At 74.1% G+C, this 26,995-nt stretch carries 21 protein-coding genes and 1 pseudogene; 16 read left to right on the forward strand and 6 right to left on the reverse strand.

Going from position 1 to position 26,995, the window contains the following annotated elements; all coding sequences use genetic code 11:
• The first annotated feature begins 19 nt into the window (after positions 1 to 19).
• Together HDG68_RS14415 and HDG68_RS14420 are read left to right on the forward strand one after the other, a co-directional pair.
• Positions 20 to 634 carry a thymidine kinase gene (locus HDG68_RS14415; RefSeq protein WP_343037598.1) on the forward strand — a complete coding sequence of 205 codons (615 nt, stop codon included), beginning with the start codon at positions 20 to 22 and terminating at the stop codon, positions 632 to 634.
• Positions 631 to 1,347, forward strand: a complete 717-nt coding sequence (locus HDG68_RS14420; protein WP_172153300.1) for a ThuA domain-containing protein — start codon at positions 631 to 633, stop codon at positions 1,345 to 1,347. The genes HDG68_RS14415 and HDG68_RS14420 overlap by 4 nt, the downstream gene beginning before the upstream one ends.
• Before the next feature lie 87 nt (positions 1,348 to 1,434).
• On the opposite strand, the gene HDG68_RS14425 is transcribed toward HDG68_RS14420, so the two are convergent.
• Complete coding sequence (locus tag HDG68_RS14425; protein WP_172153461.1) at positions 1,435 to 1,884, reverse strand: tRNA (cytidine(34)-2'-O)-methyltransferase; 450 nt, start codon at positions 1,882 to 1,884, stop codon at positions 1,435 to 1,437.
• Between the two features lie 181 nt (positions 1,885 to 2,065).
• On the opposite strand from HDG68_RS14425, the gene HDG68_RS14430 reads away from it, so the two are divergent.
• The 3 genes from HDG68_RS14430 to HDG68_RS14440 all read left to right on the forward strand — a co-directional run bounded on the left by HDG68_RS14430 (position 2,066) and on the right by HDG68_RS14440 (position 5,552).
• A complete protein-coding gene (locus HDG68_RS14430) occupies positions 2,066 to 3,331 on the forward strand; it encodes an ATP-binding protein (RefSeq protein WP_172153302.1) in 1,266 nt (421 codons plus the stop codon).
• A gap of 66 nt (positions 3,332 to 3,397) precedes the next feature.
• A complete protein-coding gene (locus tag HDG68_RS14435; RefSeq protein WP_172153304.1) occupies positions 3,398 to 4,507 on the forward strand; it encodes an alcohol dehydrogenase family protein in 1,110 nt (369 codons plus the stop codon).
• A complete protein-coding gene (locus HDG68_RS14440; RefSeq protein ID WP_172153306.1) occupies positions 4,497 to 5,552 on the forward strand; it encodes a proline racemase family protein in 1,056 nt (351 codons plus the stop codon). The genes HDG68_RS14435 and HDG68_RS14440 overlap by 11 nt, the downstream gene beginning before the upstream one ends.
• 13 nt (positions 5,553 to 5,565) lie before the next feature.
• Here the strand turns inward: HDG68_RS14440 and HDG68_RS14445 are convergent, their stop codons facing one another.
• Complete coding sequence (locus HDG68_RS14445) at positions 5,566 to 6,822, reverse strand: cation:proton antiporter domain-containing protein (RefSeq protein ID WP_172153308.1); 1,257 nt, start codon at positions 6,820 to 6,822, stop codon at positions 5,566 to 5,568.
• Positions 6,823 to 7,128: 306 nt separating this feature from the next.
• Here HDG68_RS14445 and trpS point away from each other — a divergent pair, with 306 nt between their 5' ends.
• Positions 7,129 to 8,154, forward strand: coding sequence for a tryptophan--tRNA ligase (gene trpS, locus HDG68_RS14450; protein ID WP_343037608.1), 1,026 nt, complete (start codon positions 7,129 to 7,131; stop codon positions 8,152 to 8,154).
• 86 nt (positions 8,155 to 8,240) lie between these two features.
• Here trpS and HDG68_RS14455 read toward each other — a convergent pair whose 3' ends face one another.
• Entirely contained in the window at positions 8,241 to 10,157 is a 1,917-nt protein-coding gene (locus tag HDG68_RS14455; protein WP_172153310.1) for a phosphoenolpyruvate carboxykinase (GTP), read from the reverse strand.
• A gap of 128 nt (positions 10,158 to 10,285) precedes the next feature.
• On the opposite strand from HDG68_RS14455, the gene HDG68_RS14460 reads away from it, so the two are divergent.
• A complete protein-coding gene (locus tag HDG68_RS14460; protein ID WP_172153312.1) occupies positions 10,286 to 11,767 on the forward strand; it encodes an XRE family transcriptional regulator in 1,482 nt (493 codons plus the stop codon).
• Positions 11,768 to 11,943: 176 nt separating this feature from the next.
• Here the strand turns inward: HDG68_RS14460 and HDG68_RS14465 are convergent, their stop codons facing one another.
• The 3 genes from HDG68_RS14465 to HDG68_RS14475 form a co-directional block, all read right to left on the reverse strand.
• Positions 11,944 to 13,236: a CNNM domain-containing protein gene (locus tag HDG68_RS14465; protein ID WP_172153314.1), complete on the reverse strand. Its 1,293-nt coding sequence runs from the start codon at positions 13,234 to 13,236 to the stop codon at positions 11,944 to 11,946.
• Between the two features lie 105 nt (positions 13,237 to 13,341).
• Positions 13,342 to 14,361 (reverse strand): LacI family DNA-binding transcriptional regulator, encoded by a 1,020-nt coding sequence (locus HDG68_RS14470; protein ID WP_172153316.1) that lies wholly within the window; start codon positions 14,359 to 14,361, stop codon positions 13,342 to 13,344.
• A complete protein-coding gene (locus tag HDG68_RS14475; protein ID WP_172153318.1) occupies positions 14,358 to 18,035 on the reverse strand; it encodes a glycosyl hydrolase 115 family protein in 3,678 nt (1,225 codons plus the stop codon). Before HDG68_RS14475 ends, HDG68_RS14470 begins: the two co-directional genes overlap by 4 nt.
• Positions 18,036 to 18,133: 98 nt before the next feature.
• Between HDG68_RS14475 and uxuA the strand changes: the two genes are divergently transcribed.
• The 9 genes and pseudogenes from uxuA to HDG68_RS14520 all read left to right on the forward strand — a co-directional run bounded on the left by uxuA (position 18,134) and on the right by HDG68_RS14520 (position 26,893).
• Positions 18,134 to 19,321: a mannonate dehydratase gene (uxuA, locus tag HDG68_RS14480; protein WP_172153320.1), complete on the forward strand. Its 1,188-nt coding sequence runs from the start codon at positions 18,134 to 18,136 to the stop codon at positions 19,319 to 19,321.
• Positions 19,322 to 19,333: 12 nt separating this feature from the next.
• A pseudogene (locus HDG68_RS17675) lies at positions 19,334 to 19,465 on the forward strand (DUF4260 family protein); the annotation flags it as partial.
• A 73-nt stretch (positions 19,466 to 19,538) separates the two neighbouring features.
• The gene (locus HDG68_RS14490) at positions 19,539 to 20,267 is read left to right on the forward strand and encodes an FCD domain-containing protein (protein ID WP_216648493.1); all 729 of its coding nucleotides are present in this window, start codon (positions 19,539 to 19,541) and stop codon (positions 20,265 to 20,267) included.
• 136 nt (positions 20,268 to 20,403) lie between these two features.
• Positions 20,404 to 21,462 carry a BMP family lipoprotein gene (locus tag HDG68_RS14495; RefSeq protein ID WP_172153322.1) on the forward strand — a complete coding sequence of 353 codons (1,059 nt, stop codon included), beginning with the start codon at positions 20,404 to 20,406 and terminating at the stop codon, positions 21,460 to 21,462.
• A gap of 50 nt (positions 21,463 to 21,512) precedes the next feature.
• Positions 21,513 to 23,216, forward strand: coding sequence for an ABC transporter ATP-binding protein (locus HDG68_RS14500; RefSeq protein WP_172153324.1), 1,704 nt, complete (start codon positions 21,513 to 21,515; stop codon positions 23,214 to 23,216).
• On the forward strand, positions 23,213 to 24,436 hold the full coding sequence (locus tag HDG68_RS14505; RefSeq protein WP_172153326.1) for an ABC transporter permease: 1,224 nt from the start codon (positions 23,213 to 23,215) through the stop codon (positions 24,434 to 24,436). Before HDG68_RS14500 ends, HDG68_RS14505 begins: the two co-directional genes overlap by 4 nt.
• A complete protein-coding gene (locus tag HDG68_RS14510) occupies positions 24,433 to 25,359 on the forward strand; it encodes an ABC transporter permease subunit (RefSeq protein WP_172153328.1) in 927 nt (308 codons plus the stop codon). Before HDG68_RS14505 ends, HDG68_RS14510 begins: the two co-directional genes overlap by 4 nt.
• Positions 25,356 to 26,408, forward strand: coding sequence for an ornithine cyclodeaminase family protein (locus HDG68_RS14515; protein WP_343037599.1), 1,053 nt, complete (start codon positions 25,356 to 25,358; stop codon positions 26,406 to 26,408). Before HDG68_RS14510 ends, HDG68_RS14515 begins: the two co-directional genes overlap by 4 nt.
• Positions 26,405 to 26,893: a nucleoside deaminase gene (locus HDG68_RS14520; RefSeq protein WP_172153330.1), complete on the forward strand. Its 489-nt coding sequence runs from the start codon at positions 26,405 to 26,407 to the stop codon at positions 26,891 to 26,893. The genes HDG68_RS14515 and HDG68_RS14520 overlap by 4 nt, the downstream gene beginning before the upstream one ends.
• The last annotated feature ends 102 nt before the right edge of the window (positions 26,894 to 26,995 follow it).

Below are 26,995 nucleotides of genomic sequence, written 5' to 3' on the forward strand. Positions count from 1 at the left end.
TCGGACGGGAGGTGGCACGGTGGAGCTGTCGCTGGTGCTCGGACCCATGAAGTCCGGCAAGTCGCTCGACCTCATCGCGCAGATGGCGCCCCTGGCGTACTCGCGGCTGAGCTGCGCGGTCGTGCAGTCCGCCCGGCACGTCCGTGACGACCACATCACCTCGCGCACCGGGGCCTCGGTGCCGACCATCAAGCTCGAGACGCTCGAACCGCTGCTGCACACCACCGAGGACGTCGTCGCCGTCGATGAGGTCCACATGTTCACCCCGGCGGACGTGCGCGTCGTCGAGGAGCTGGTGCTGCGCGGCACCCGCGTGCTCGCCTGCGGCATCGACCTCGATCATCGCGGCGAGCTGTTCGCCACGATCCGGGCGCTGCTCGAGCTCGGCCCCACCGACGTGCGCTACCGGCGGGCCGTGTGCGACCGCTGCCAGGACCTGCACGCCGCGTTCACCCAGGTGCTGCGCGACGGCATCCCGTTCCTGGAGCCGCTGGGCGCCTCGGAGCCGCTGCCCGACGACGGCACCTTCACCTACGAGGCGCTGTGCCGGCGGTGCTTCGTGCTGCCCGAGACCGCGATCGTGACCGGGTCGCCCGGTGTCCCGCGGGCCGGCGTGACAGGATCGGGCACGTGACGACGCAGGACTCCGAGAAGACGCACCGCATCCTGATCCTGACCGGCCGTGGCCGCTACGAGGACCCGTGGCACGACCACGCGGCCACCAGCCATCGCCTCGCGCTCATGCTCTCCGAGGTGGAGGTGCACGACCGTGCGTCCGAGGTGGTGCTGCGGTCCACGTTCCCGGACGCCCTGGACGACCTCGAGGAGTTCGACCTGCTGGTCGTCAACGCCGGGACGTCCTGGCCGGGGTTCCTCGAGGCGGGGATCGGGCCCGACGACGACGCCTGGTCCGCCTTCCACGACCGGCTGGCCGGCTGGGCGCGCGACGGCGGCAGCATCCTCGCGGTGCACCAGGCGGCCAACACGTTCGCCGACGCGGCCGACTGGCCCCAGATCCTGGGCGGCCGGTGGATCGCGGGAGAGTCCTATCACCCGCCGTTCGGGCCGACTGAGCTGAAGCTCGCCACGGGCGGGCACCCGCTGGTGGTGGGTGCGGGGCCGGTGGAGCTCGAGGACGAGCGGTACTGCCGGCTGTCCGTGGCCGAGTCGTCCCAGGTGCTCGGCTGGGTCCTCGACGACGACGGTGAGCAGCACCCGGTGCTGTGGACCACCGAGGAGCACGGCGGGCGCACGCTCTACTCGGGGCTCGGGCACGACGTGCGCGCCTACGACTCGCCGACGTACGCCCGCCTGCTGCTGCGGGCGGTCACCTGGCTGCTGACCTGAGAGCGGCAGGACCCCTTCTCGCTTCGCAGGAAACGCCCAGCGAGAGGTGAGGCGACCGCCGGCGCGTGGGGGACGCTCCGCCGGCGGTCAGGCGCCGGCGAACCCCGTCTGCCGCCAGGCCTCGTAGACGGCGATCGAGGCGGCGTTGGTGAGGTTGAGGGACCGGCGGCCGGCGAGCATGGGGATCTTGAGCTGGTTGGTCAGGCGCGGGTGGGCGAGCACGTCGTCGGGCAGCCCGGTGGGTTCGGGGCCGAACAGCAGCACGTCGCCGGGGGCGTAGGTGACGTCCGTGTACGACGTCGTCGCGCGCGTGGTGAAGGCGAAGACGCGGGCGTCGGGCAGGGTGTCGAGGACGTCGTCGAGGCTGGGGTGCACGTCCATGACGGCCAGGTCGTGGTAGTCCAGGCCGGCCCGCTTGAGCTTGGCCTCGGACAGGTCGAAGCCGAGGGGCTCGACGAGGTGCAGCCGTGCCCCGGTGACGGCGGCGAGTCGGATCGCCGAGCCGGTGTTGCCGGGGATGCGCGGCTCGAAGTACACGACGTGAAGATGCGGGGACGGCGGCGGTGCACCGGCGGGCGTCCCGGCGTCGGACGGTTCTGGCTCTGGCACGACGACGATTCTCCCACCGGAGCATCGGTCTCTCACGGCGTGGAAAGAACGCCTCCTTTCAGGTGGAAAAACCGACCATTGGAGAATGGAGCAATGGTAGCGTAGCGTCATGGTCGCCTACGTGCCGCGAGTGATCGACGGGCTGCTCGACGAGCTGGCCGATCTTCGCGCGATCTCGATCCACGGTCCCCGCGGTGTCGGCAAGACGTCGACCGCGCGTCAGCGCGCACGCACCGTCCTCCGCCTCGACACCGAGCGCGACCTGGAACGGCTGATCGCCGATCCCGGCCTGATCAACATGCTCGAGCGGCCGTTGCTCGTCGACGAGTGGCAGGCCTGGCCCGAGAGCTGGAACCTGGTGCGGCACGCCGTCGACGACGGAGCGCCATCGGCGTCGTTCCTCCTGACGGGCAGCTCACCGCCCCAGGGTGCCCGGATCCACTCCGGAGCAGGGCGAATCGTCGGACTGCGGATGCGCCCGATGAGTCTTGCTGAGCGTGGTGTCTCGGCGTCGACGGTCAGCCTCGCCCGCCTGCTCGACGGGTCGGCGGAGATCGGCGGCCGCACGGACGTGGTGCTCGAGGACTACGTCGAAGAGATCGTGGCATCAGGGTTTCCCGCGATTCGGGGTCTCCCTGCACGCTTGCGTCGCGCCGAGCTCGACTCCTACCTCGACAACGTCGTGCAGCGGGAGATGATCGACCAGGGCTACCCGGTGCGCCGGCCGGACACGCTGCGCCGGTGGCTCGCGGCATACGCGGCGGCGTCGTCGGCCACCGTGAGCTACGAGAAGATCCTTCGGGCCGCCGTCGGCGGCGAGGGTCCACAGCCGGCGAAGACGACAACGGTGCGGTATCGGGACGCCCTGACCGACTTGTGGTTGCTCGACCCGGTCGAGGCGTGGATGCCGTCGAGGAACCACCTCGAGAGGCTCGGACGTGCCGTGAAGCACCAGCTGGCTGATCCGGCGCTCGCTGCGCGCCTGCTCGGCGTCGGCGCTGATGCTCTGCTCGGACGCCGAGACGCGCCCCGTCCTCTGCGTGACGGCACGCTGCTGGGGGCGCTCTTCGAGTCGCTCGTCAGCCTCGACGTCAAGGTGTATGCGGACAACGCCGAGGGCAGGGTTCGGCACCTACGGGACGCCAAGGGGCGTCACGAGGTCGACCTCGTCGTCGAGCGCGACGACGGGCGCGTCCTCGCCGTCGAGGTCAAGCTCGCCGCGACCGTCCGCGACGAGCACGTGAAGCACCTGCACTGGCTCCGGGATCGGATCGGCGACGATCTCGTCGACGCGGTCGTGATCACGACCGGGAACGAGGCGTATCGGCGGGCCGACGGCATCGCCGTCGTCCCCGCGGCTCTGCTCGGGCCGTGAGCTGTCGTCTCGAACGCCGGAACGGTTCGTGCAGCGGCGCCGCGCAGGCGCCCCTAGGCTCGATGGATGGAGTCGATCCCAGCCCAGATGAAGGCGGTCCAGCTCGTCGGCCACGGCGGGCTCGACCAGCTCGAGTACCGCGAGGACGTACCCACCCCGAGCCCCGGCCCCGGCGAGGTCCTGCTGGAGGTCCACGCCTGCGGCATGAACAACACCGACGTGTGGGTCCGCGAGGGGGCCTACGGCACCGAGACCGACGCCGCCGAGGTGTCCACCTGGCGGCGCGGCCGTTCCACGCTGGAGTTCCCCCGGATCCAGGGCACCGACTCGGTCGGGGTGATCGTCGCCGCCGGCGAGGGCGTGCCCGCCGGACGCGTCGGTGAACGCGTCATGGTGGACTTCTCGATCTACAACCGCCCCGAGGGCGACGACTCGTTGGCCGACATCGACTACATCGGCCACGGGCGCGACGGCGGGTACGCCGAGTACCAGGTGGTGCCGGCCGAGAACGCCTACGAGATCACCAGCGACATCTCCGACGCCGAGCTCGCCACGTTCTGCTGCGCCTATCTCACCGCGGAGCAGATGCTCGACCGGGCCCGGCTCGCCGCCGGCGAGCGGGTGCTCGTCACCGGGGCCTCCGGCGGCGTCGGGTCCGCGATCGTCCAGCTCGCCCGGGTCCGCGGTGCCATCCCGTACGCCGTCACGAGCGCCGGCAAGGAGGACGCCCTGCGCGAGATCGGCGCCGAGGACGTCATCCTGCGCGACACCGACGACCTGGTCGCCGAGACCGAGCGGGTCGTGGGTGCACCCGTCGACGTCGTCGCCGACCTCGTGGCCGGGCCGATGTTCAACGACCTGCTGCGCATCCTGCGTCCCGAGGGCCGGTACACCACGGCCGGCGCGATCGGCGGCCCCGTCGTGGACCTCGACCTGCGCACCATGTACCTCAAGCAGCTCGAGCTGCACGGGTCCTCGCAGGGCACCCGCACGGCGTTCCGCCGCCTGGTCCGCTACATCGAGAACGGCGACATCAAGCCGCTCCTGGACCGGACGTTCCCGCTGTCCGCCTTCCACGACGCGCAGCGCACCTTCATGGCCAAGACCTACATCGGCAAGCTGGTCGTCGTCCCCGACCGGCACTGGGACACCGTGGGAGCGCCCCATGCACCGTGAGCGCACGCTGCACCTCATCGACACCCAGTCCGGCGGCGACGTCTCGCGGATCGTGACCGCCGGCGTCGAGCCGCTACCCGGGGCGTCGGTGCTGGAGAAGGCCCGCTACCTGCAGCACGAGGGCGACGGGCTGCGGCGGCTGCTGCTGTCCGAGCCGTACGGCGACCCGGCGATGTCGGTGGACCTCATCGTGGAGCCCAGCCACCCCGAGGCGCAGGCCGGCTACATCATCATGGAGGCGATGGGGTACCCCCTGTACTCCGGGTCCAACACGATCTGCACGGCGACGGCGCTGCTGTCCAGCGGCATGATCCCCATGGTCGAGGGACTGCAGCAGGTCGTCCTGGAGTCCCCGGCCGGCCTGGCCCGCGTCTCGGCACGCAACGAGGGAGGTCGGGTCCGCTCCATCACCACCCAGGGCGAACCCGCCTACGTGGCCGACGAGGGGCTGTCCGTCGACGTGCCGCACTACGGCCGCGTCCAGTTCGACCTGGTGTGGTCCGGGGCGTACTACGCCGTGGTCGACGCGAGCCGGTACGGGTTCACCATCGACGCCGAGAGCCAGATCGCGCTGACCGCGTTCGGCGACGCGTTCGTGCGGGCCGCGCGGCCCGGGCTGCGCGAGGAGCACCCGGACCTGGGACACGTGGGTCCGCTGCCGTTCGCCCACTTCACGGGCCCGGTCCGGGAGATCGGTGCGGGACGCTACGAGTCGCCGTCGGCCACCTACGTCCATCCGGGCGTGCTGTGCCGCAGCCCCACGGGGACGGGGACCTCGGCCCGCCTGGCGCTGATGTCCCGGCGCGGGCAGATCGCCGAGGGTGAGTCGCTCGAGACGATCTCCCCGCGCGGCAACCGGTTCGTCGGGACGGTGCTGGAGGACACCCAGGTGGGGGAGTTCGGGGCGCTGCACTCGACCATCACCGGCGGCGCACGGCTGCTCGCGCAATCCCAGATCACCGTCGACCTGGACGACCCGCTCGTGGACGCCTCCGACCTGGAGCACGTGCTCTCCGTGCAGGCCGACACCGCGCCCGAGGCGTGAGGGGCGAGGTGTCCTAGCGTCGCTGCCGACCGAGTCGGCTGGCCCGGCCGCGCACCGGGGTGTCGTCCCGTACCCCGTACCGCGCGGCCGCCGGCCCCGCGGTGACCCCGTGCAGCAGCACCGAGAGCATGACGGTCGTGGCGATCGTCGCCACCGCGGACGTGACCGGCTCGGACTCGCCGAGCGTGTCGATCGCCAGGAGCGCGAAGACCACCGAGGCCAGACCGCGCGGTCCGAACCAGCCGAGGAACAGCACGTCCCGGCGCGGCAACCCCGTTCCCACCAGAGCCAGCGTCACGGGCAGCATCCGCAGCACCGTCAGGCTCAGGACGGCGTAGCCCACGGTCGCCAGGCTCAGGTGCTCCAGGGCCAGCGGCACCAGGGCGGCCCCGAACAGGAACCACACCACGAAGGTCATGAGCTCGCCCCCCAGCTCGGTGAGCTCGGTGAGTTCCTGCTCGTCGGAGCGCTGCCGGTCGACGACCAGACCGAACGCCAGCCCGCCGACGAACGCCGCCACGAACCCGTTGCCCTCCACGGCGACCGCGAGCGCGAACGCGCCGACCCCGGTCGCGAGCGTCCCGAGCGGCGGAGCCCCGGCCTCGGCCCAGCCGCGCCGGGCGGACGCCGTGACGCCCCAGGCTCCGAGCAGCCCGAGCCCGCCGCCGATCAGCACGCCGAGACCGAGCTCGAGCACGGCGCCGCCCGGTCCGGAACGCTCGGGCGACCCGACCCCGAGCGACGTGGCCGCCAGGGCGACGGCGAGCGTGACGACCGGGGTGGCGATGCCGTCGTTGAGTCCGGACTCGACGTTCAGCGCGACGCGCAGCCGCCCGGGCACCCGGCGGTCGCCGACCACCTGGGCGCTGAGCGCCGCGTCCGTCGGGGCCAGCGCCGCGGCGACGAGCAGGGCGAGCTCCCAGGGCAGGTCGGTCAGCACCAGCAGCGCGGTCCCCAGGCCGAGCGCCAGGGTCAGCGGCAGGCCGATCGTCAGCAGACGGGTCGGGATGCCGGCGTGGCGGCGCAGGTTGCGCAGGTCGATGCGCACCGCGTCGCCGAACAGCACCAGGGCGAGCGCGATCTCGGCGAGCGTGTGCACCGACGCCGTCTCGACGTCCACCGGGAACGGCCCCCAGGCGTCGTTCGACAGCAGCGCGCCGGCGGCGACGAACACCAGGGGCCCCGTCACCTCCCGGCGCTGCAACGCACCCGAGACGAGCGCCCACGCGAGCACCAGGACGGCGAACAGGGCGAGCACCTCGATACTCATGGTCCCGATCCTGGCAGCCCGCCCCCAGGACCGCCGTCCGGCGCGCTACGCTGGCGACCATGACGAGGCGCAACGACTGGTGGCGGCTGCGACAGCAGCCGTGACCTGACGCGCCCCGAGCCACCCGAGTCCCGAGCTGCCCGCCGCAGCCCGGGACTCGTCGCGCAACGGCCGACGTCGGGCACCGGTGGGCCGCTCCCCACCGAAGGAGAACCCGCCATCACCGTCGTCCCCGCCACCGCACCGACGCCCGCTGCCGGCGCCGGGACCGCCTCGGTCCGTGCCGCGCGCGAACGCAGCGCCGAGATCGAGGCGCAGATCGACCGCGACCCGTCCCGGTTCCGCGTCCTGACCGGCGACCGCCCCACCGGCGCCCTGCACCTCGGCCACCACCTGGCCACGCTCGCCAACCGGGTCCGGCTGCAGCAGGCCGGTCTCGACGTCGTCCTCGTGATCGCCGACTACCAGGTCATCACCGACCGCGACGAGACCGGCGACCTGCCCGCCGTCGTGCGCGAGGTGGTGCTCGACTACCTCGCGGCCGGCATCGACCCCGACCGCACCACGATCTTCACCCACTCCGCCGTCCCCGCCCTGCACCAGCTGATGCTGCCGTTCCTGTCCCTGGTGACCGTCGCCGAGCTGGAACGCAACCCGACCGTCAAGGCCGAGGCCGCCGACGCCGTCGGACGGCAGGGACGCGGCATGTCCGGGCTGCTGCTGACCTACCCCGTCCACCAGGCCGCCGACATCCTCGCGATGCACGGCAACCTCGTGCCCGTCGGCGCCGACCAGCTCCCGCACCTGGAGACCACCCGCGCCGTGGCGCGCCGCTTCAACCAGCGGTTCACCGCCGCCCAGCCGTACTTCGCCGAACCGGACGCGCTGCTCACGGACTCGCTGACCGTGCTGGGCCACGACGGCGCCAAGATGGCCAAGTCCCGTGGCAACGCGCTCGAGCTGCGGGCGTCGGAGGACGACACGGCGGCGTTCTTCCGGCGGGCGCGCACCGACTCCGCACGGCACATCACCTACGAGCCGGAGCAGCGGCCCGAGGTGGCCAACCTGCTGCGGATCGGTGCGCACTTCGCGGGGACGACGCCGGAAGCCCTGGCCGACGCGATCGGTGCGGCGGGTGCGGGACGGCTCAAGGACGTCGTCACCGAGGCGGTCGTGGAAGGGTTGCGGTCGCTGCGGGCCCGACGGCGGGCGCTCGCGGCCGACGGTGCCGCCGTCGTCGGCGAGGTGCTGGCGCGGGGCAACGCGCGGGCGAACGTGCTGGCGGCCGGGACCCTGACCGACGTCCGCGAGCTCATGGGGATGACCTACTGACCCCCGGGTGCGCGTCGAGCGTGCTGGCTTCTCCATCAACCAGGCCGTGAAGGGAAGAAGCCAGCACGCTCGATGCCGACCAGGGGTCAGGCGAGGCGGCCGCGCAGGCGCTCGAGCTGGGCGGTCATCGCCGCGGGCAGCCGGTCGCCGAACCGGGCGAAGAACTCCGCGGTCAGGTCGGTCTCGGCGAGCCAGGCCTCGCGCGGGACGTCGAACAGGGCGGCCATGTCGGCCTCGGAGACGTCCAGGCCGTCCAGGTCGAGGGCACCCGGGGCGGGGAGCAGCCCGACGGGGGAGGTGACGGCACCGCTGTCGGTCCGCACCCCGCGCGAACGGTCGATCTGCTCCGCGATCCACTTCACGACACGGGAGTTCTCGCCGAACCCGGGCCAGATGAACCGGCCGTCGGCATCCTTGCGGAACCAGTTCACCCCGAAGATCTTGGGCCGGCGCTCCGAGGAGAGCCCGGCGCCCACCTCGAGCCAGTGACTCCAGTGGTCGGCCATGTTGTAGCCGCAGAACGGCAGCATCGCGAACGGGTCACGACGTAGCTCGCCGACGGCGCCCTCCGCCGCGGCGGTGCGCTCGGAGCTGATCGTGGCCCCGAGGAAGACGCCGTGGTCCCAGCTCGTCGCCTGCGCGACCAGCGGCACGTTCGAGGCGCGCCGCCCGCCGAACACGATCGCATCCACCGGCACCCCGGCCGGGTCCTCCCAGACGTCGGCGATGGTGGGGCACTGCTCCGCCGCGACGGTGAACCGTGAGTTGGGGTGCGCGGCCGGACGGCCGGCGTCGGGCGTCCAGTCCTGACCCTGCCAGTCGATCAGGTGCGCCGGGGGCTCGGGGGTCAGGCCCTCCCACCAGACGTCGCCGTCGTCGGTCAGGGCGACGTTGGTGAAGATGACGTCGTGGGTCAGGGTCTCGATGGCCGTCGGGTTGGTCTCGACGCCCGTCCCCGGCGCGACGCCGAAGAACCCCGCCTCGGGGTTGATCGCGCGCAGCGACCCGTCCGGCCCGGGGCGCATCCACACGATGTCGTCGCCGATCGTCTCGACCTTCCAGCCGGGCACGGTGGGCTGGAGCATCGCGAGGTTGGTCTTGCCGCACGCGCTGGGGAAGGCGGCGGCGAGGTGGTACTGCCGCTGCTCGGGGGACGTGACCCGGATGAGCAGCATGTGCTCGGCCAGCCAGCCCTCGTCGCGGCCCATGGCCGAGGCGATGCGCAGCGCGAAGCACTTCTTGCCGAGCAGCGCGTTGCCGCCGTAGCCGGAGCCGTAGGACCAGATCTCGCGGGTCTCGGGGTAGTGGACGATGTACTTGTCCTCGTTGCAGGGCCAGGCGACGTCGTCGTGGCGGGTGCCGTCGCCGTCGACGAGCGGCGCGCCCACGGAGTGCACCGCGGGCACCCACTGCTGCCCGGCGTCGATCAGGTCCATGACGCGGGAGTCGACGCGAGTCATCACGTGCATGGACACCACGACGTACGGCGAGTCGGTGATCTCGATGCCGACCTGGGAGATGGGGCCGCCCACCGGGCCCATGGAGAACGGCACCACGTACAGGGTGCGGCCCCGCATCGACCCGCTGAAGACCTCGTCGAGCTCGACCCGCATCGCGGCGGGGTCGCGCCAGTTGTTGGTGGGGCCGGCGTCGTCCTCGCGCTCGGAGCAGATGAACGTGCGCGACTCGACGCGGGCGACGTCCGACGGGTCCGAGCGGGCCAGGTAGGAGTTCGGTCGCTTCTCGTCGGCGAGCCTGAGCAGGGTGCCGGCGGCGACCATCTCGTCGATGAGGCGCTGCTTCTCCGCGGCGGAGCCGTCGCACCACACGATCTCGTCGGGCTGGGTGAGCTCGGCGATCTCGGCCACCCAGGCGCGGGCGTCGCGGGACGACGGCGGACGGTGCGCGGCCGGGCCGGCGGCGGTCGGGGCGGGGGTGAAGACGTCCGGCGCCAGCTCGGCCAGCGCCAGCCGGGTGCGTCGGGGGTTCGCGGTGAACGTCATGGCTCCTCCGTGGTGGGATGCTCCCCGCCGTCGCGACGGGCTCTGCTTCACACTCTGGCGCCATTGCGACCCGGATTCCGGGTGATCCGGCCGTGAAGTTTCGCCGATCTTCACGTAGCGTGAAAAGCATGTCGGTCGAACCGTCGTCGGACACCCCGGACCTGATCACCCTGGGCCGCCGCATCCGGCACGCCCGGACCGCCCGCGGTCTCACGCTCGGCGCCCTCGGGGAGCGGGTCGAGGCCGCGCCGAGCCTGCTGTCGCTCATCGAGAACGGGCGCCGGGAGCCCCGGCTGTCGCTGCTGCGCGCCCTCGCCGCAGCCCTCGACGTCCCGCTGGCCGACCTCCTCGCCGCGGAACCGCCGTCGCGCCGCGCCGAGCTGGAGATCGCCCTCGAACGCGCCCAGCGCGGCCCGCTCTTCGGTGCGCTGGGGCTGCCGGCGATCAAGCCGAGCCAGAAGCTCCCCGTGCCGGTCCTCGAACAGCTCGTCGGGTTGCACGGCGAGCTCGCGCGGCGCGAGGAGGAGGCCATCGCCACGCCCGAGGAGGCGCGCCGCGCCAACACCGTGCTGCGTCGCGAACGCCAGGAACGCGACAACCACATGCCTGACATCGAGGTGCTCGGCGAGGAGATGGCGCGGCGGGCCGGCTACACCGGCGGCGCACTGACCCACCGCGCGGTGGCGCGGATGGCCCGCGACCTCGGGCTCACGATCCTGCACGTCGGCGACCTGCCGCGGTCGGCGCGCTCGGTCACCGACTGGGAGAACGGCCGCATCTACCTGCCGCCCGCCTCGATCCCCGGCGGGCACGGGCTGCGGTCCCTGGCCCTGCAGGCCATCGCCCACCGCGTGCTCGGACACGAACGGCCCCGCAGCTACGCGGAGTTCCTGCGCCAGCGCGTCGAGATCACCTACTTCGCGGCCGCCTGCCTCATGCCGCAGACCGCCGCCGTGGAGTTCCTCACCGAGCGCAAGCAGGTCAAGGACCTCGCCGTGGAGGACTTCCGCGACTCGTTCGGCGTCACGCACGAGGCCGCCGCGATGCGCCTGACCAACCTGGCCACCGTGCACCTGGGGATCCCGCTGCACTTCCTGCGGGTCGGCGACGACGGCGCCCTCTTCCGCGGGTACGCCAACGACGGTCTGCCGTTGCCGCAGGACGTCACGGGCGCCATCGAGGGGCAGCCCGTGTGCCGGTGGTGGGCCGCGCGGGAGGCGTTCACCCGTCGGGACCGGGCGACCGAGTCGTACCAGTACACCGACACCCCGGCCGGGACGTTCTGGGACTCGATGCAGACGGGCACGGCGTCCGACGGGCGGGAGTTCTCGATCACCGTGGGCGTGCCGTACGCGCACGCCAAGTGGTTCCGGGGGCGTGACACCCAGGTGCGGCACACCTCGAGCTGCCCGGACCCGGCGTGCTGCCAGCGGCCGCCGGCCGACCTCACCGCCCGGTGGGAGGGGCGCTCCTGGCCGAGCGCCCGGATGCACCAGCAGGTGCTCGCGGCCCTGCCACGCGGCGTGTTCCCCGGGGTGGACGACACCGACGTCTACGAGTTCCTCGAGCGCCACGCCCCGGCGCCCGACGCTCCACCACCCGCGAGGTAGGCAACTTCTCCGCGAGGTAGGCAATTTCCTCGTGAGCTAGGCAGACCCGCCGCGAGACAGGGCGCGCCAACGTGCCCTACCTCGCGCGAAGGTCGCCTACCCGACCGGAAGGTCGCCTACCCCGCAGGAGAATTGCCTACCTCGCGAGAAAGTTGCCTACCTCGCGAATGAGTTGCCTACGTCGCGGGGGTGTCGCCTCCCTCGGCGGTGCGGTCGACGCGCACGGCCCGGATCCGCTGCTTCTCCACGGCAGTCACGGTCAGGGTGGCGTCGCCGGCGGCCACGGTGTCCCCGACCTCCGCCAGCCGCCCGAGCTCGGCGAGCACGTACCCCGCGGCGGTCTCGTACGGGCCCTCGGCGAGCTCCACGCCGGTGACCCGCGCGAAGTCCTCGAGCGTGAGGCCGGCGTCGACGGCGTCGTCGGGCATCTCGCGGCGGCGGGGGTCGTGCTCGTCGCGGATGTCGCCCACGAGCTCCTCGACGAGGTCCTCCAGGGTCGCGATGCCGTCGGTGCCGCCGTACTCGTCGCGGACGACGGCCAGGTGGGTGCCGTCGCGCCGCATCGCGGACATCGAGGGCAGCACCCGGTTGGTGCCGGGCAGCTCGAGGACGGGCCGGGCGATCTCCCGCACGGTCCGCCGTCGTGCGCCGTGCCCCTGGGCACGCACCAGGTCGCGCAGGTGCACGAACCCGAGGACGTCGTCGAAGTCCTGACCCAGCACCGGGTAGCGCGACCAGGGCAGGCGGCGGACCTCGTCGACGGCCTCGTCGACCGTGAGCGCCGCGGACAGGAACGTCACGTCGCCGCGCGGGCGCATGACCTCGGCGAGCGTGCGGTCCCCGGCGGCGAGGACGTCGGCGAGGATGGTGCGCTCCTCGGGCGGCAGGCTCGGGTGCCGGCTGACGAGGTCGCGCAGCTCGGAGTCGGACATCTCCTCGCCGCGGGCCTGCGGGTCGCCGCCGACGAGCCGGACGACGGCGTCGGTCGACTTCGACAGCAGCCAGATCACCGGTCGCATGAGCCAGGAGAACCGGTCGAGCGGCGGGCCGACGACGAGCGCGACCTGCGCCGAACGCTGCAGGGCGATGCGCTTGGGCACCAGCTCGCCGAGCACGAGCGAGGCGTACGCGATGATCAGCGTGAGGGCGACGAGCGCGACGGTCTGCGCGGTCGTCTCGGCGAGCCCGAGACCCTCGAGCAGCGGTGCGACGTCGGGCGCGAGCGTCGAGGCCCCGTATGCCGCCGAGAAGAAGCCCGCCACGGTGACGCCGATCTGCACCGCGGCGAGGAACCGGTTGGGGTCGCGGGCCACCCGGGCGACGCGGCGTCCGCGGGACCCGCGCCGCTCGATCTCGTCGATCTGCCCCTCACGGAGCGAGACCAGGGCGAACTCGGTCCCGGCGAACACACCCCCGAGCAGCACGAACCCCAGCACCAGGGCGATGTTCCGCCATGTCTCCGCGTCCACGGTCTCCCTCCGGTCCGCGGCCGCCCGGTCGGGCGCCGCTGTCCTGGTGAACGCTACGGCCTGCGGGCCGGTTCCCGCGGCTCCCGGGCGGGCGGTCCGACGGCGTCACACCGGCGCCGTCGACCCGCGTACGGTGAGGTGGGTGGCGAGCCGGTCGGGGCCGGTCGACGCCGGACCGGTCGCCGCCGGGGGAGCGGACGGCGCCGCGGTGGCCAGCCCGACCGCGCCCAGGAGCCGGGCGGCGGCCCGGGCGCCGAGCTCCTCGGCGGGCACGGTGACGGTCGTCAGGGCGGGGCTGGTCAGGTCGGCCCCGAAGATGTCGTCGTGGCCGATGACGCTGACGTCCTCGGGGACCTGTACGCCGCGGGACGCGAGCCGGTCGAGCACGCCGAAGGCCTGCAGGTCGTTGAAGGTCAGCACGGCGGTGGCGCCGGAGCGCAGCACCGCGTCGGCGGCCGCCGCTCCGGCGTCACGGCGGGGCGGGTGGTGCCCCAGGTCGGTCAGTCGCACCCCGAGCCGGGCGCAGGTCTCGACGACGGCGGTGCGCCGGCGGGCGTCGGCCCACGACGTCGCCGGTCCGGAGGCGTAGGCGAGGTGCCGGTGCCCGAGCCCGGCGAGGTGCTCGACGGCTTCCTCGACGCCCTGCGTGCCGATGGTGACGGTCGGGACCTCCGGGTCGCCGGCGTCGTGGTTGACGGCGACGAGCGGCACCCGCCGCGACCAGGTGGACAGGGTCGCGGCGTCCAGGCGGGAGGCGGCGAGCAGCATGCCGTCGACCCGCCCGGCGAGCGCCGCGAGGGTCTGCTCCTCGGACTCGGGTTCCTCCTCGACGTCGGCGACCACCTGCACGACGTCGTGGGCGCGGAGCAGACGGGTGGACCCGCGGACCAGGGCCATGAAGAACGGGTTGGTCAGGTCGGGTACGACGAGCGCCACGGCTCCGGCGCTGGACCGGTGCAGCTGGCGGGCGGCCGCGCTGGGCACGTAGCCGAGCTCGTCGGCGGCGGCTCGCACGCGCGCCGCGGTCTCGGCACGGATCCGGCCCGGCCGGTGCAGCGCGCGCGACGCGGTGGAGATCGCGACGCCGGCGCGGGCGGCGACGTCGGCGAGCGTGGGGCGACTCATGGCGTGCGGCCCTCGCACGGCGAGGGGACCCAGTCGGCGTCGACGGGCGGACGCGCCTCGTCGCGGGTGAGGTACAGCCGCGCGACGCGGAAGCCGGCCTTGCGGGCGAGGACGGAGAGCACGTGCTCACCGGCGCCGAGGTGGAGGTCGCTGACCTCGTGCCACACCCACTCCTGGGCGGTGCCGAAGGAGAACATGCTGCCGCCGCAGAACTGTTCCGACGGCGGCTGGACGGTGCCGTCGACGGCGAGCGCCAGGCCGTCGTCGTCGTCCGAGGTGAAGCAGACCAGCGCCCAGGCGCGGTAGGTGCCGCCGTCGGCCCGCACCCGCAGGTGCAGGCCGGGCGCGGTGGTCAGGTCGTCCCAGCGGCGGCGTGCGTGGACGTGCAGGGCCAGGCCGGTGCGGCCCCAGGTCTCGGCCTGGGTGTGCGTCCAGCCGGTGCGCGGCGCGTCGAGGCTCGTCGTGGTCCAGGCGTCGCGGGAGTCGAGCAGGGCCCGTTCGACGTCGAGGGCGAGGGCGCCGCCGGTCTCGCGGGGGACGCCGGTGGGCAGCGCGGCGAGGACGTCCTTGGTGCCGTCGGGTCCGGTGAGGTCGCGGGGCGGCGCGAGGCGGGTCTCGACGGTCTGGTTGCGGGTGAAGGTGGTGGGTGTGTCCCAGTAGGTACGCGGCACGTGCACGGTGGGCAGCAGGGGCACGTCGGCGGGGTCGACGCCGTAGACGCGGCGGGCGGTCGCTGCCAGCGCGGTCAGGTCGACGTCGGGGTCGGGGTCGGCGGGCCGGGTGCGGGGCGCCTCGGTGCGGGTGCTGGCGGGCGGCGGGAGCGCCGTGCTGCGCCGCGACCCGGTCCACAGCACGAGGGCGGACAGGGCGAACCACTCGTCGACGACGTGCAGCCGCAACGTGTGGACGCCCGCCTCGAGGTACGGCAGCCGCACGGTGAGCCGGTCGACGCCCTCGACGACGACGTCGGTCCAGTCGCCGCGGTACTCGTCGGTCGTGGTGGTCTCGACGACGACGGGCGGGGCGTCGTCGACGGCGACCCCGACCCGGATCCGGCCGGCGGAGTCCAGCGAGGGGCTGCGGTGCAGCTCGAGGACGTGCGCGCCCGGCGTGTCGAGGTGGACGCGGTAGTCGACGCAGCCCTGCGTGGCGACCGTGGCCGGGTCGCCGGCGGGCGCCTGGCCGCGGGCCTCCAGCAGTCCGCCGCCGCCGCGGCCGAGGTGCTCGACGACGGCCCACCGGGTGCCGGGCGTGTCGCGGCGGGCGTGCGGGGTGTCGGCGGCGAGCGAGACGTACCCGTCGGCCTCCAGCGCGCACGGCTCGTCGGGCGCGGGTGGGGCGTCGGCGACCCGGACGGTGACGGTGGCGCGCACGACGCCGTCGGTCCCGCGGAGCACGACGGTCCCGGTGCGCCCGGCCGCGGCCGCGACGTCGGGCACCCGCACGGCGACCCGCTGCTCGGTCGCGGTGGTCACGCGGGTGGTGCCGAGCTCGAGCCACGGGTCGGCCTCGAGGGTGACGTCGACGGGTGCCGCACCGGTGGGGAACACCTCGATCCAGCGCGTCGGGGTGCCGTGCGGGTCGAACCGCAGGACCGGAACCGCTGCCGGGGAGCCGCCGTCGGCCGGGGTGCCGCCGTCGTCCACGCCGTCGATACCGGGCCCGCCCCAGACGGTGACGCCGATGCCGTCACCGGCGACGCGCAGCGCGGGCCGAGCCGCCGGGTGCAGGGGCATCCCCGGGGGCGGGAACTCCTCGGGCGTCATGAGCCCGTCCCACTTCCCGCCGGCGATCACGGTGTTGTACGAGCGGATGAGCGCCTTCTTGGCGCGGTCGAAGGCTCGGGAGACGGCCAGGTGGTGGTCGGCGGCCGCGGCCTTGCCCTGGGCGGCGGCCAGCGCGGAGCGGTCGCCGTGGGCGAACTGCGCCGACATCAGCCATGCCGCGTGCACCTTGAGCAGCACCATCTGCACGAACGCGTCGCGCTCGTCCTCCGGCAGCCCGGCCCACAGGTCGGTAGCCTCCTCGGCCAGCGCGCGCAGGCGGTCGAGCCGGCGGGCGGCCTCGTCGCCGAACGCCGTCAGGTCGAACGCCCGGGGGGTCAGGTGCTCGACCTTGCGCACGTTCGTGACCTGCGCCCACTCGGTGAGCATCGCGGCGGCACGGGAGCCGATACCGCCGGAGAAGTCGCGGTCGACCCACTGCGCGGTCCAGGCCTCGACGTCGGCGGTGGTGGTCTCCTTGCCGACCTCCCAGGCGTGCCGCAGGAAGAACTCGGTGTCCTGCTCGAGCGGCTTGAGCGAGCCGACGTTGTTCACCCACAGGGTGCGGATGCCGCGGTCCCAGGACTTGCACAGCTCGTTCTTCATGTGCGCCAGCGGCATGGAGGACAGGAACAGGTAGCTGCGCGGCGCGGGGGACCAGTAGGAGGAGTGGTAGTACAGGCCGTGCCCGCCGGGGCGCTCGCGCTCGGCGGGGGTGGGGAAGCGGCGCACGGTGCCGAAGCTGTCGTCCGCCCAGATCAGGGTGACGTCCTCGGGGATGTCGAGACCGTCGTCGTACAGGGGCAGGACCTCCTTGTACGGCACGAAGCACTGCAGCGCGTCGCGGGCGCGCTCGTCGCCGATGCCGTCGGCGAGCAGTCCGCGCTGGTCGGCGATGATCCGGGAGAGCAGCCGGACGCGGGCGCGGTGCTTCTCGGCGTCGGACAGGTGCTCGTCGGTGTCGATCGCGCGGGTGTGGAAGCCGCTGTCGTGGATGCCGCGCATGCCGAACGTCCAGCCGACCTCGTAGTCGCGGTTCTGCCGGATGCTGGACCGCCAGTACTCGCCGAGCAGCTCGCGGTTGCGCCCGGGGATCGAGTAGTCGTACTCGACGTGCTCGTCCTGGGCGGCGAGCCACGGCTTCCACTCGTGCTCGTTGGAGCGCAGCAGCATGTCGCAGTGGCTGGTGCCGATGACGACGCCGCGCTCGTGGGCCAGGCGGCCGTTGGTGGGGTCGGCGTTGAACGCGTTGACGTGCATGGCGGGCCACAGGTAGTTGCCCTTGAGGCGCAGGATCAGCTCGAAGACGCGGGCGTACAGGGCCGGGCCGATGGTGCCGTCGGGGGTGTGGCGGGCGGCCCAGGCGTCGAGCTCCTCCTCGTCGTTGAGGAAGATGCCACGGTACTGCACGGACGGGTGGTCGGTGTGCCGGGTGTCGCGGGCGACGGTGAGGTGGGGGCGGGCGGTGACGGGCACGTCGGCGAACCAGTGCCAGGGGGAGACGCCGGCCCGCTCGCTCAGGTCGTACACGCCGTACACGGCGCCGCGGCGGTCGCCGCCGACGACGTAGAGGCTGTCGCCGGCGGCGGCGACGAGGAACGCCTCCCACACGGGGGCGCCGTCGTCGTCGCGCAGGCAGGCGACGTCCAGGGTGCCGTCGGCGACGGCCGCGGCCACCAGGGGGGAGTCCAGGGTGCCGACGACGACGGTCGCGGCGCGGGCGGCGTCGGCTCCGGCGTCCGGGGTGGCGCGTTCGACGACGGCGCCGGGGCACACGCGGGCGAGGTCGGTCACGAGGTCGTCCACGGCGAGCAGCACGGCGCTGTCCTCGCCCGGGTCGACGGCGACGGTGGTCGTGACGTCCGGCGCCGCGATGCGCAGTCCGTCGGGGTCCGCGATGACGTAGCTCATCCGGGTACCCTACTGGCAAACGTTTGTCACCGCGTCCGTCACGAATCACGGTGCGCGCCGGCATCGTTTGCCAGACCCACGACGAAGGAGACGCAGCGATGGAGCACACCTGGCGCTGGTTCGGCCCGAAGGACCCGATCACGCTGGCCGACGTCCGCCAGACCGGGGCGACCGGCGTCGTCACCGCCCTGCACCACGTGCCCAACGGCGAGGTGTGGAGCGTCGAGGAGATCCGCGCCCGCCAGGCCGAGATCGAGGCCGCCGGGCTGACCTGGTCGGTCGTGGAGTCCATCCCGGTGCACGACGACGTCAAGCGCCGCGCACCCGGGTTCGAGCGCTGGCTGGAGACCTACGCGGCCAGCGTCCGCAACCTCGCGGCCTGCGGCATCGACGTCGTCTGCTACAACTTCATGCCCGTGCTCGACTGGGTGCGCACCGACCTCGGGTACCGCCTGCCGGACGGCTCCCTCGCGCTGCGGTTCGACCAGGACGCCTTCGCCGCGTTCGACCTGTTCCTGCTGCGCCGCCCAGGCGCCGAGGCCGACTACGACGACGCCGAGACCGAGCGCGCCCGCCGGTACCTGGACGCCCTCACCCCCGACCGGGTCGACCGGCTGGTCGCCACGGTCGCCGCCGGGCTGCCGGGGGCGGAGGAGGCGTGGACGCTCGACGGGCTGCGCGCCGAGCTCGAGTCCTACGCCGACGTCGACGAGGCCTCGCTGCGGCGCAGCCTGGGCGACTTCCTCGACGCCGTCGTCCCGGTGGCCGAGGAGGTCGGCGTGCGCCTCGCGATCCACCCCGACGACCCGCCGCGCCCCGTGCTGGGCCTGCCACGCATCATGTCCACCGCCGACGACGCCCGCTGGATCCTGGACCGGGTCGACAGCCCCGCCAACGGACTGACGTTCTGCACCGGGTCCTACGGCGTGCTGGCCGAGAACGACGTCGTGGCGATGGCCCGCGAGCTCGCCCCGCGGATCCACTTCGCGCACCTGCGCTCCACCCGCCGCGAGGCCGGCGACCCGCGCACGTTCCACGAGGCCGCCCACCTGGACGGCGACGTCGACATGGTCGGCGTCGTCGAGGCCCTGGTCGCCGAGGAGCTCCGCCGTGAGGCCGAGGGCGGTGCCCGCCTGCCGATGCGGCCGGACCACGGCCATCTGCTGCGTTTCGAGGAGGAGCTCGGGCGTGGGTCGGTGGTGCCCGGCTACTCGCTGATAGGCCGGCTCAAGGGTCTGGCCGAGCTGCGCGGCGTGGAGCGGGCGGTGCGGGCGCGCGCGGCCTGAGCCGGGCGTCGGGTGCTGCTCGCCGCCTTCCTGCTGTTCGACCTCTCCGCGCTCGGCCACCTGCGCGGACCCCGGGTCGGAGCCGTCGTCGACAACGCCGGGCACTCGTCCGTCGGGCCGATCGTCCTCGGTGTCGTCGCCGTCGTCCTCGCGCGGTCCGGGGCGGGCCGTGGCGTGCCGGGAGCGGCGCGCGGTCGGGCTTCTCTAGGATCGTGGCGTGACCACGAGCCCTGCCCCCGACGGCGGCGCCCCGCGCTCCCTGCGCGAGACCGCGTACGAGACCCTCAAGGCGCGCATCATCGGGCTGGACCTCGCCCCGGGGCAGCGGCTGGTCGAACGGGACATCGCCACCGAGCTCGGGGTCTCCCGCGTCCCGCTGCGCGAGGCCCTGCACCAGCTCGAGAGCGAAGGGCTGGTCGTGCTGGTCCCGCGCCAGGGCGCCCTGGTGGCGCCGTTCACGCGCGACGACGTGGAGCACCTGTTCGAGGTCCGCGAGAGCGTGGAGGTGCTCGCCTTCCGGCTGGCCGCCCTGCGCCGGTCGACGGCGGACCTCGCCGCGATGTCGGCCGCGGTCGAGGCAGCCCGGGACGCCCTGGCCCGGCGGGACGACGCCGCCACCGCCGCCGCGAACGCCGGGTTCCACGCCGTCGTCGTCCAGGCGTGCGGCAACCCGCTGCTGCAGTCGATGCTCGCGCCGCTGGACGCCCGGGTGCGGTGGTTGTTCCACCTGACGAAGCGGCGGGACACGCACGAGCAGTGCGAGGAGCACGCGGCGATGCTCACCGCGATCGAGGCGCGGGACGCCGACGCGGTGGCCGGGCTGGCGCACGCGCACGTCACCTCCGGGCGGGAGCCCAGCCTGGCGCTGGCGGAGACGTGGGCCTCCGCGCCGATCGACCCGGTCGCGCTGACGCGGACCCGCAACCGGGCGCGACAGGGTTCCTGAGCCGGGGCGCCGGGTCCTCGACCCGATGCGGGCCCGGCAGCGGTCACGCACCCTTTACGGCTGATTGATCCATCGGAAACACGCGGGCAGCAGACTCCTCGTTTAGTGGTATACCGCTAACCGACCAGGAGGACTCATGCGCACCATCCGCCCCACCGCCCTCGCCCGCCCGCACCGCACCGCACGCCGCACCGCCGCCGTCGGCGCGCTGCTCGTCGGAGGTCTCGCCCTCACGGCGTGCGGCACCGCCGACGCCGAGACCGACGCCGGCAGCGACGCCACCACCGAGGCGAGCGAGGCGGAGGCCCTCGCCGTCGGCGTGTTCCTGCCCGGCTCGACCTCCGACACCGGGTTCATGGAGTCCGCCTACCTCGGTTACCAGCGCGTCGAGGCCGAGCTCGGCGACCAGGTCGACATGTCGTTCGTCGAGGAGGTCGCCTCCGCCGACTACGAGCAGACCCTCGTGCGGTTCGCCAGCACCTCCGACCTCGTGATCTCCGTGGGCGGGCAGACCGACGCCGACCTGCGCAAGGTCGCCCCGCAGTTCCCCGACGTCACGTTCGTCGAGATCGGTGGGCCCGCCGACGCCGAGCCCCTGGACAACCTCGCCTACTACGACCCGCAGCAGGCCGAGGCCGAGTACCTCTCCGGCGCCGTCGCCGCGCTGTCCTCCGAGTCCGGCAAGGTCGGCTTCATCGGCGGCGTCGAGCTGCCCGCCATCGTCAACGCCTCGGTCGCGTTCGCCAACGGCGCCGAGGCCGCCGTGCCCGGCACCGAGGTCGTCACCCCGCAGTACCTCGGCGACTTCAACGACCCGGCCAAGGCCAAGCAGGCCGCCGCCGCGAACTACGGCGTGGGCGTCGACGTCATCGGGCAGATCGTCAACCTCGGCAAGCAGGGCATCGAGCAGGCCGCCCAGGACGCCGACGCAGCCATGATCGGCGGCCCCATCCCCGGCGAGTGCGCCGCGGACAGCCCGTACGTCGGCTACGTCCGCACCGACATCGGCACCGAGGTCGAGTACGCCGTGCAGTCCGTGCTCGACGGCACCTGGGAGGCCGCGCAGGTGCCCTTCGGCCTGACGACCGACCGTGACGGCACCGAGTTCGTGCTGTGCACCGACGACGCCGACACCGTCGCCGCCCTCGAGGAGATCACCGCGTCCGTCGCCGACGGCGAGGTCGCCCCGTACTGATCCGGCCCCGGACGATCGCGACCCACCCGGACGACCGAGAGGAGCCGACCATGACGACGACCCTGCCGCCGGCCCCGGCACGCGAGAACGACGACGGCACGGCAGCGCCACCCGCGCTCGCCCTGCGGGGCGTGACCCGCGTCTTCGGCGCCCACACGGCGCTCGACACCGTCGACCTCGAGATCGCGGCCGGGGAGGTGCACTGCGTGCTCGGCGAGAACGGCGCCGGCAAGTCCACGCTGTGCAACATCGTGTTCGGCTCGCTGCCGCCCACCACCGGCGAGGTGCTCCTCGACGGGGAGCGGTTCGCCCCCTCCTCCCCGGCCGACGCGCTCGCCCGCGGTGTCGCGATGGTCCACCAGCACTTCTCCCTCGTCCCCACCCTCACGGTCCAGGAGAACCTGCTGCTCGGTCGGGGCGTGCGCCGCCTGCGCCCCGACCGGGCGGGGCTCGCCGCCCGCCTGGCCGCCATCGCCGAGACGCTGGGCCTGCAGGTCGAGCTCGACGCCCGGGCCGGCGACCTGAGCGTCGGCGCCCGCCAGCGCGTCGAGATCGTCAAGGCCCTCCTCGACGACCCGGCGATCCTGCTCCTCGACGAACCCACCGCCGTCCTCGGCCCCGACGAGGTCGACAGCCTGCTCGCCACGGTTCGTCGCGTCGCCGCCGCGGGGACCGCCGTCGTGCTCGTGACCCACAAGCTCGGCGAGGTCATGCGCGTCGGCGACCGCGCCACGGTGCTGCGCGGCGGTCGCGTCGCCGGCAGCGGCCCGCTCGCCCGCGAAGGAGGTGCCGGGACGCCCGGCGCACCGGCGCTCACGGCGGCCGACCTCGTCGGCCTCATGGTCGGGCGGGAGGCCTCCAGCCTCGACCCGGTGCTCGCCGCGAGCGTCGGCGTCGTGCCCACGGCCGGCCCGTCGCACGACGGCGGACCCGAGGCACCCGCACGGTCCGGCACCCCGGTGCCGGCTCAGGGGCCGGCCCAGGTGCCGGCCCCGGCAACCGGCGACCCGGTCCTCACGGTCCGGGGGCTCACCGTGGACGACGCCGACGGAGCCCGCCGCGTCGACGCCGTCGACCTGGAGATCCGGCCCGGCCAGATCGTGGGCATCGCGGGCGTCGAGGGCAACGGGCAGAGCGAGCTCGTCGCCGCGCTGTCCGGCGCGCTGCCCGCCTCGGCGGGGACGGTGCTGCTCGACGGGGTGGACGTCACCCACGCCGGGCCGCGCCGCCGTACGGCGCTCGGGCTCGGCGTCGTCCCGGAGGACCGCCACCACGAGGCCGTCGTGACCGGGCTCAGCGTCACCACCAACCTGCTGCTCGGCCGGCTGCACCGCTTCCGCCGGCTCGGCCTGCTCGACCGCCGCGCCATGCGTGCCGCCGCGGCCGACCTGACGGACCGCTTCGACGTGCGCACCGCGAGCCTCGACGCCCCCATGTCCTCGCTGTCCGGGGGCAACCAGCAGAAGGCCGTCCTCGCGCGCGAGCTCAGCCTCGACCCGCTGCGCTGCGTCGTCGCCGCCCAACCCACCCGGGGCCTCGACCTCGGCGCGGTGGACGACGTCGTCGCGCACCTGCGCACCGCGGCAGCACGCGGCGTCGGCGTCCTCGTCGTCTCCAGCGAGCTGTCCGAGCTGCTGGTCCTGTGCGACCGCGTGCACGTCGCCTACCGGGGCGCGCTGCGCGGACCCGTACCCACCGACGCCCCCGACGCCCGGGACCGCGTCGCCCACCTCATGACGGGAGCCCCGGCATGACCGCCCCCACCTCCACGACCACCGCCGTCGTCCCCACACCCGGCGACGACGACGGCCCCGCGGCGCCCGCACCGGCCGCGCCCGCAGGCCCCGCTTGGCGCGACCGCCTCCTCGACGCCCGACCCGTCCTCGTCCCCCTCGCCGCGGTGCTCGGGGCGCTCGCCGTCAGCACCGGGCTGGCCGCCCTCGCCGGGGCGACGCCCGCCGAGGCCGCCACCGCCCTGTGGGAGGGCATGGTCGGCACGCCGTACGCCATCGGGTCCTCGCTCAACGTCGCCGCCGTGCTGCTGCTCGTCGCCACCGGGTTCCTGGTCGCCCACCGCGCCGGCCTCGTCAACGTCGGCGGCGAGGGACAGATCGCCGTGGGAGCCGTGGCCGCCACAGCCGTCGGCACCTCGCTGCCCTCGACCGTCGCCGCCGCCGTCGCCCTGCCGCTGCTCCTCCTCGCCGCCGCGGCCGGCGGCGCCGCCTGGGCGTCCATCGCCGCCTGGCTCGCTGTGCGCCGAGGCGTCAGCGAAGTCATCACCACGCTGCTGCTCAACTTCGTCGGCGTCGCCGTGCTCGTGCTGTCCATCCACGAGGAAGCCCTCCTGCGCCAACCCGTCACCAGCTCCGAGACCCTGCCGCAGTCCTCCCCGCTCGTCGACGCCGCCCACCTCCCGCTGCTCGGCCTCCCGGACTCCCCGGCCACCGCCGCCGTCGTGCTGGCGCTCGTGGGCGCCGTCGTCGGCTCTGTGGTGCTGCGCCGCACGGCCACCGGCGTCCGGCTCGAGGCCGTCGGCCGCTCCCAACCGGCCGCCCGTCGGCTCGGCGTGCCCGTGGACCGCCTGCGGTTCTCCGCGCTGACCACGGCAGGCGCCACCTCCGGCGTCGCCGGGGGAGTCCTCGTGGCCTCCGTGCCCTACGTGCTCGACGAGGGGCTCGCCTCCGGGTACGGGTTCTCCGGGCTCGTCGTCGGGCTGCTCGCCCGCGGCTCCTTCACCGCCGCCGTCGGGATCGCCGCCGCCCTCGGGTTCCTCGTCTCCGGCGGGATCAACCTGCAGCTCGCCGCCGGCGTGCCCGCCTCCATCACCCAGATCGCCGAGAGCCTCATCATCCTCGGCGTCGCCGGCACCGCTATCTGGACCGTGCGCCGCACGACCCGGACCCGTCGTCCGTGGTGGCGCTCCCGCACCACCGGCCGTACCGCCGCCCGCCCCGCACCGGAGGTCGCCCCGTGATCCCCACCCTGACCGACCTGCTGGTCGCGAGCATCGCGCTGGCCGTCCCCGTCCTCGTCGCCGCCAGCGGCGAGCTCGTCGGCGAACGCGCCGGCGTCCTGACGATGAGCGTCGAGGGCATGATGCTCACCGGCGCGTTCGCCTCCGTCGTCGGGGCCACATCCAGCGGCTCGGCGCTCTACGGCGTCGCCTGCGGCGCCGTCGCCGGACTGCTCGTCGGAGTGCTGCAGGCCGTGCTCAGCGTCGTCCTGCGGGCCGACCAGATCGTCACCGGGCTGGCCGCCAACGCCCTCGCCCTGGCCGGCACCACGTTCGGCGCGCGCCTCCTGCTGGAGCGCGGCGCGCCGGTGCCCGGCTTCTCCCGGGTGGAGATCCCGCTCCTGGCCGACATCCCCGTCCTCGGGCCCGCGCTGTTCCGCCAGACCGGCCTCGCCTACGTGCTCATCGCCGTCGTCGTCCTGCTCGCGATCCTCACCTCGCGGCGCACGGGCTGGGGCCTCGCCGTGGACGCCGTGGGGGAGGACGCCGCCAGCGCCGACCGCTCCGGCATCCCCGTGCTGCAGGTGCGGTTCGCCGCGGTGCTCGTGGTCGGGCTGCTCTCAGGCCTCGCGGGGACGCAGCTCGCGCTGTCCGAGGTGCACACCTTCACCGACAACATGACCGCCGGGACCGGCTACCTCGCGGTCGTCGCCGTCATCGCCGGCAGCTGGCGCCCCGTGGGCGTCGCCGTCGCCGCCGTCGTGTTCGGGCTCGCCCAGGCGCTGCAGTTCACGCTGCCGGCCCTCGGCGTCGACGTGCCGTTCGCTCTGCTCGTGATGCTGCCCTACGTGCTGGCGCTGCTCGCCGTGGCCGGGTTCGTCAGCCACAGCCGGCCACCCGCCGGGCTCAACACCGCGTTCGTGCGGCAGGGGAGGGCCGCGTGACCGCCGCTCCCGGCCCGTCCCTGCCGTCCTTCACCTCCCGTCCGATCCCTGGAGCTCCCGTGCCGCTCGTCCTGACCCGTTCCGACCTCGCCGGGCTGGTGACGCCCGCGGCCGTCGTCGACGCCGTCGAGCGGGCGTTCGCCGACCTCGCCGAGGGGTCCGCGTCCCAGGCCCCGCTCGCCGTGGCCGCCGTGGACGACGCCGCGCACTTCCTGCCCATGACGGCGGTGTCCCGCCGCGCCGGGCTCGCCGGGTCGAAGCTGCTCGCCGACGTCCCCGGCAACCGGGACCGCGGGCTGCCCGCGCAGCGCTCGGTGCTCGTGCTGGCGGACGCCGACGACGGCGCACCGGTCGCCGTGCTCGACGGCGGCCTGCCCACCCGGTTGCGCACCGCCGCGGCCAGCGCCGTCGCCACGCGCTGGCTCGCCCCGCCGTCGGCTCGTGTCCTGGGACTGGTGGGTGCCGGAGGACTGGCGCTCGAGCACGTCAGCGCCGTCGCGGGGGTGCGGCCGCTGGAGCAGGTGCTGTTCTGGACGCGCTCGGACGCCACGGCCGCGACGTTCGTCGACGGGGTCGGCGCGCGCCACCCGGAGATCAAGGTGACCCGCGTGGACTCGCCGGCCGGCGCCGTCGAGCCGGCCGACGTCGTGTGCACGCTGACGCCGTCGCGCGAACCCGTGGTGCGGGGGGAGTGGTTCCACCCCGGGCTGCACGTCAACGTCGTCGGCGCCCCGCCGCGGCCGGACCACCGGGAGGTCGACGGCGAGGCGATGGCGCGCTCGCGGGTCGTCGTGGACTCGGTGTCCACCGCGCTGGGCGAGTCCGGCGACGCGCTGCTGGCGATCGCCGAGGGGGCGATCGACGAGTCGGCCTGCCGCCTCGAGCTCGGTGCCGTGGTCGCCGGCCTGGCGCCCGGACGGCGTGACGCGGAGGAGATCACCCTGTTCGACTCGGTCGGCCTCGGACTGCTCGACGTGGTGATCGGTCGGCTGCTCGTCGACGCCGCCCGGGCGGCCGGGCGCGGGCTGTCCGTAGAGTTGTCGGCATGAGCACGGTGGAGCTGTCCCCGGGGGACCGGACGCACCTGGCCGAGGCGCTGCGGATCGCCCGCGAGACGCAGGCCGAGGGGAACAAGCCGTTCGGCGCGGTGCTCGTGGCCGCGGACGGACGCGTGCTCGCGACCGGCCGCAACGCCGCCGCGCAGACCGGTGACCCGACGTCGCACGCCGAGCTGGACGCGGTCCGGGCCGTGGCCGCGGCGGATCGCGGCGCCGTCGCAGGCGCGACGATGTTCGCCAGCGGTGAGCCGTGCCCGATGTGCGCGGCGGCGCTCGTGTGGTCCGGCGTCGGTCGGATCGTGTTCGGGACGGCGGCGGCCGACATCCGGGCCGTGGCGCCTGGGCCGCCCGGGTTCCGCCTGCCGTGCGCGGACGTGGTGGCGGCGTCGGACGCGATCCTCGAGGTGGTCGGGCCGGCGCTCGGCGAGGAGGGCCTCGCCCCCTTCCGCGAGGTAGGCAACTCTCCCGCGGGGTAGCGCACCGATCCACGAGGTAGGCGACTTCTCGGCGAGGTAGGCAACCCCACCGCGGCGTCGGTCCGTCGGAGGGTGCCTACCTCGCCGCAAGGTCGCCTACCT

The organism is Isoptericola chiayiensis, from assembly GCF_013149805.1.
In the GTDB taxonomy this organism is placed as follows: domain Bacteria; phylum Actinomycetota; class Actinomycetes; order Actinomycetales; family Cellulomonadaceae; genus Isoptericola; species Isoptericola chiayiensis.

What these genes read in the sequence shown, in the direction of transcription:
- HDG68_RS14505 (WP_172153326.1), top strand. Translation starts at nt 23,213, where the DNA reads ATGACCGCCCCCACCTCCACGACCACCGCCGTCGTCCCCACACCCGGC.
- HDG68_RS14440 (WP_172153306.1), top strand. Translation starts at nt 4,497, where the DNA reads ATGCACCGTGAGCGCACGCTGCACCTCATCGACACCCAGTCCGGCGGC.
- HDG68_RS14495 (WP_172153322.1), top strand. Translation starts at nt 20,404, where the DNA reads ATGCGCACCATCCGCCCCACCGCCCTCGCCCGCCCGCACCGCACCGCA.
- HDG68_RS14455 (WP_172153310.1), bottom strand. Translation starts at nt 10,157, where the DNA reads ATGACGTTCACCGCGAACCCCCGACGCACCCGGCTGGCGCTGGCCGAG.
- uxuA (WP_172153320.1), top strand. Translation starts at nt 18,134, where the DNA reads ATGGAGCACACCTGGCGCTGGTTCGGCCCGAAGGACCCGATCACGCTG.
- HDG68_RS14500 (WP_172153324.1), top strand. Translation starts at nt 21,513, where the DNA reads ATGACGACGACCCTGCCGCCGGCCCCGGCACGCGAGAACGACGACGGC.
- HDG68_RS14430 (WP_172153302.1), top strand. Translation starts at nt 2,066, where the DNA reads ATGGTCGCCTACGTGCCGCGAGTGATCGACGGGCTGCTCGACGAGCTG.
- HDG68_RS14435 (WP_172153304.1), top strand. Translation starts at nt 3,398, where the DNA reads ATGGAGTCGATCCCAGCCCAGATGAAGGCGGTCCAGCTCGTCGGCCAC.
- HDG68_RS14520 (WP_172153330.1), top strand. Translation starts at nt 26,405, where the DNA reads ATGAGCACGGTGGAGCTGTCCCCGGGGGACCGGACGCACCTGGCCGAG.
- HDG68_RS14475 (WP_172153318.1), bottom strand. Translation starts at nt 18,035, where the DNA reads ATGAGCTACGTCATCGCGGACCCCGACGGACTGCGCATCGCGGCGCCG.
- HDG68_RS14460 (WP_172153312.1), top strand. Translation starts at nt 10,286, where the DNA reads ATGTCGGTCGAACCGTCGTCGGACACCCCGGACCTGATCACCCTGGGC.
- HDG68_RS14445 (WP_172153308.1), bottom strand. Translation starts at nt 6,822, where the DNA reads ATGAGTATCGAGGTGCTCGCCCTGTTCGCCGTCCTGGTGCTCGCGTGG.
- HDG68_RS14470 (WP_172153316.1), bottom strand. Translation starts at nt 14,361, where the DNA reads ATGAGTCGCCCCACGCTCGCCGACGTCGCCGCCCGCGCCGGCGTCGCG.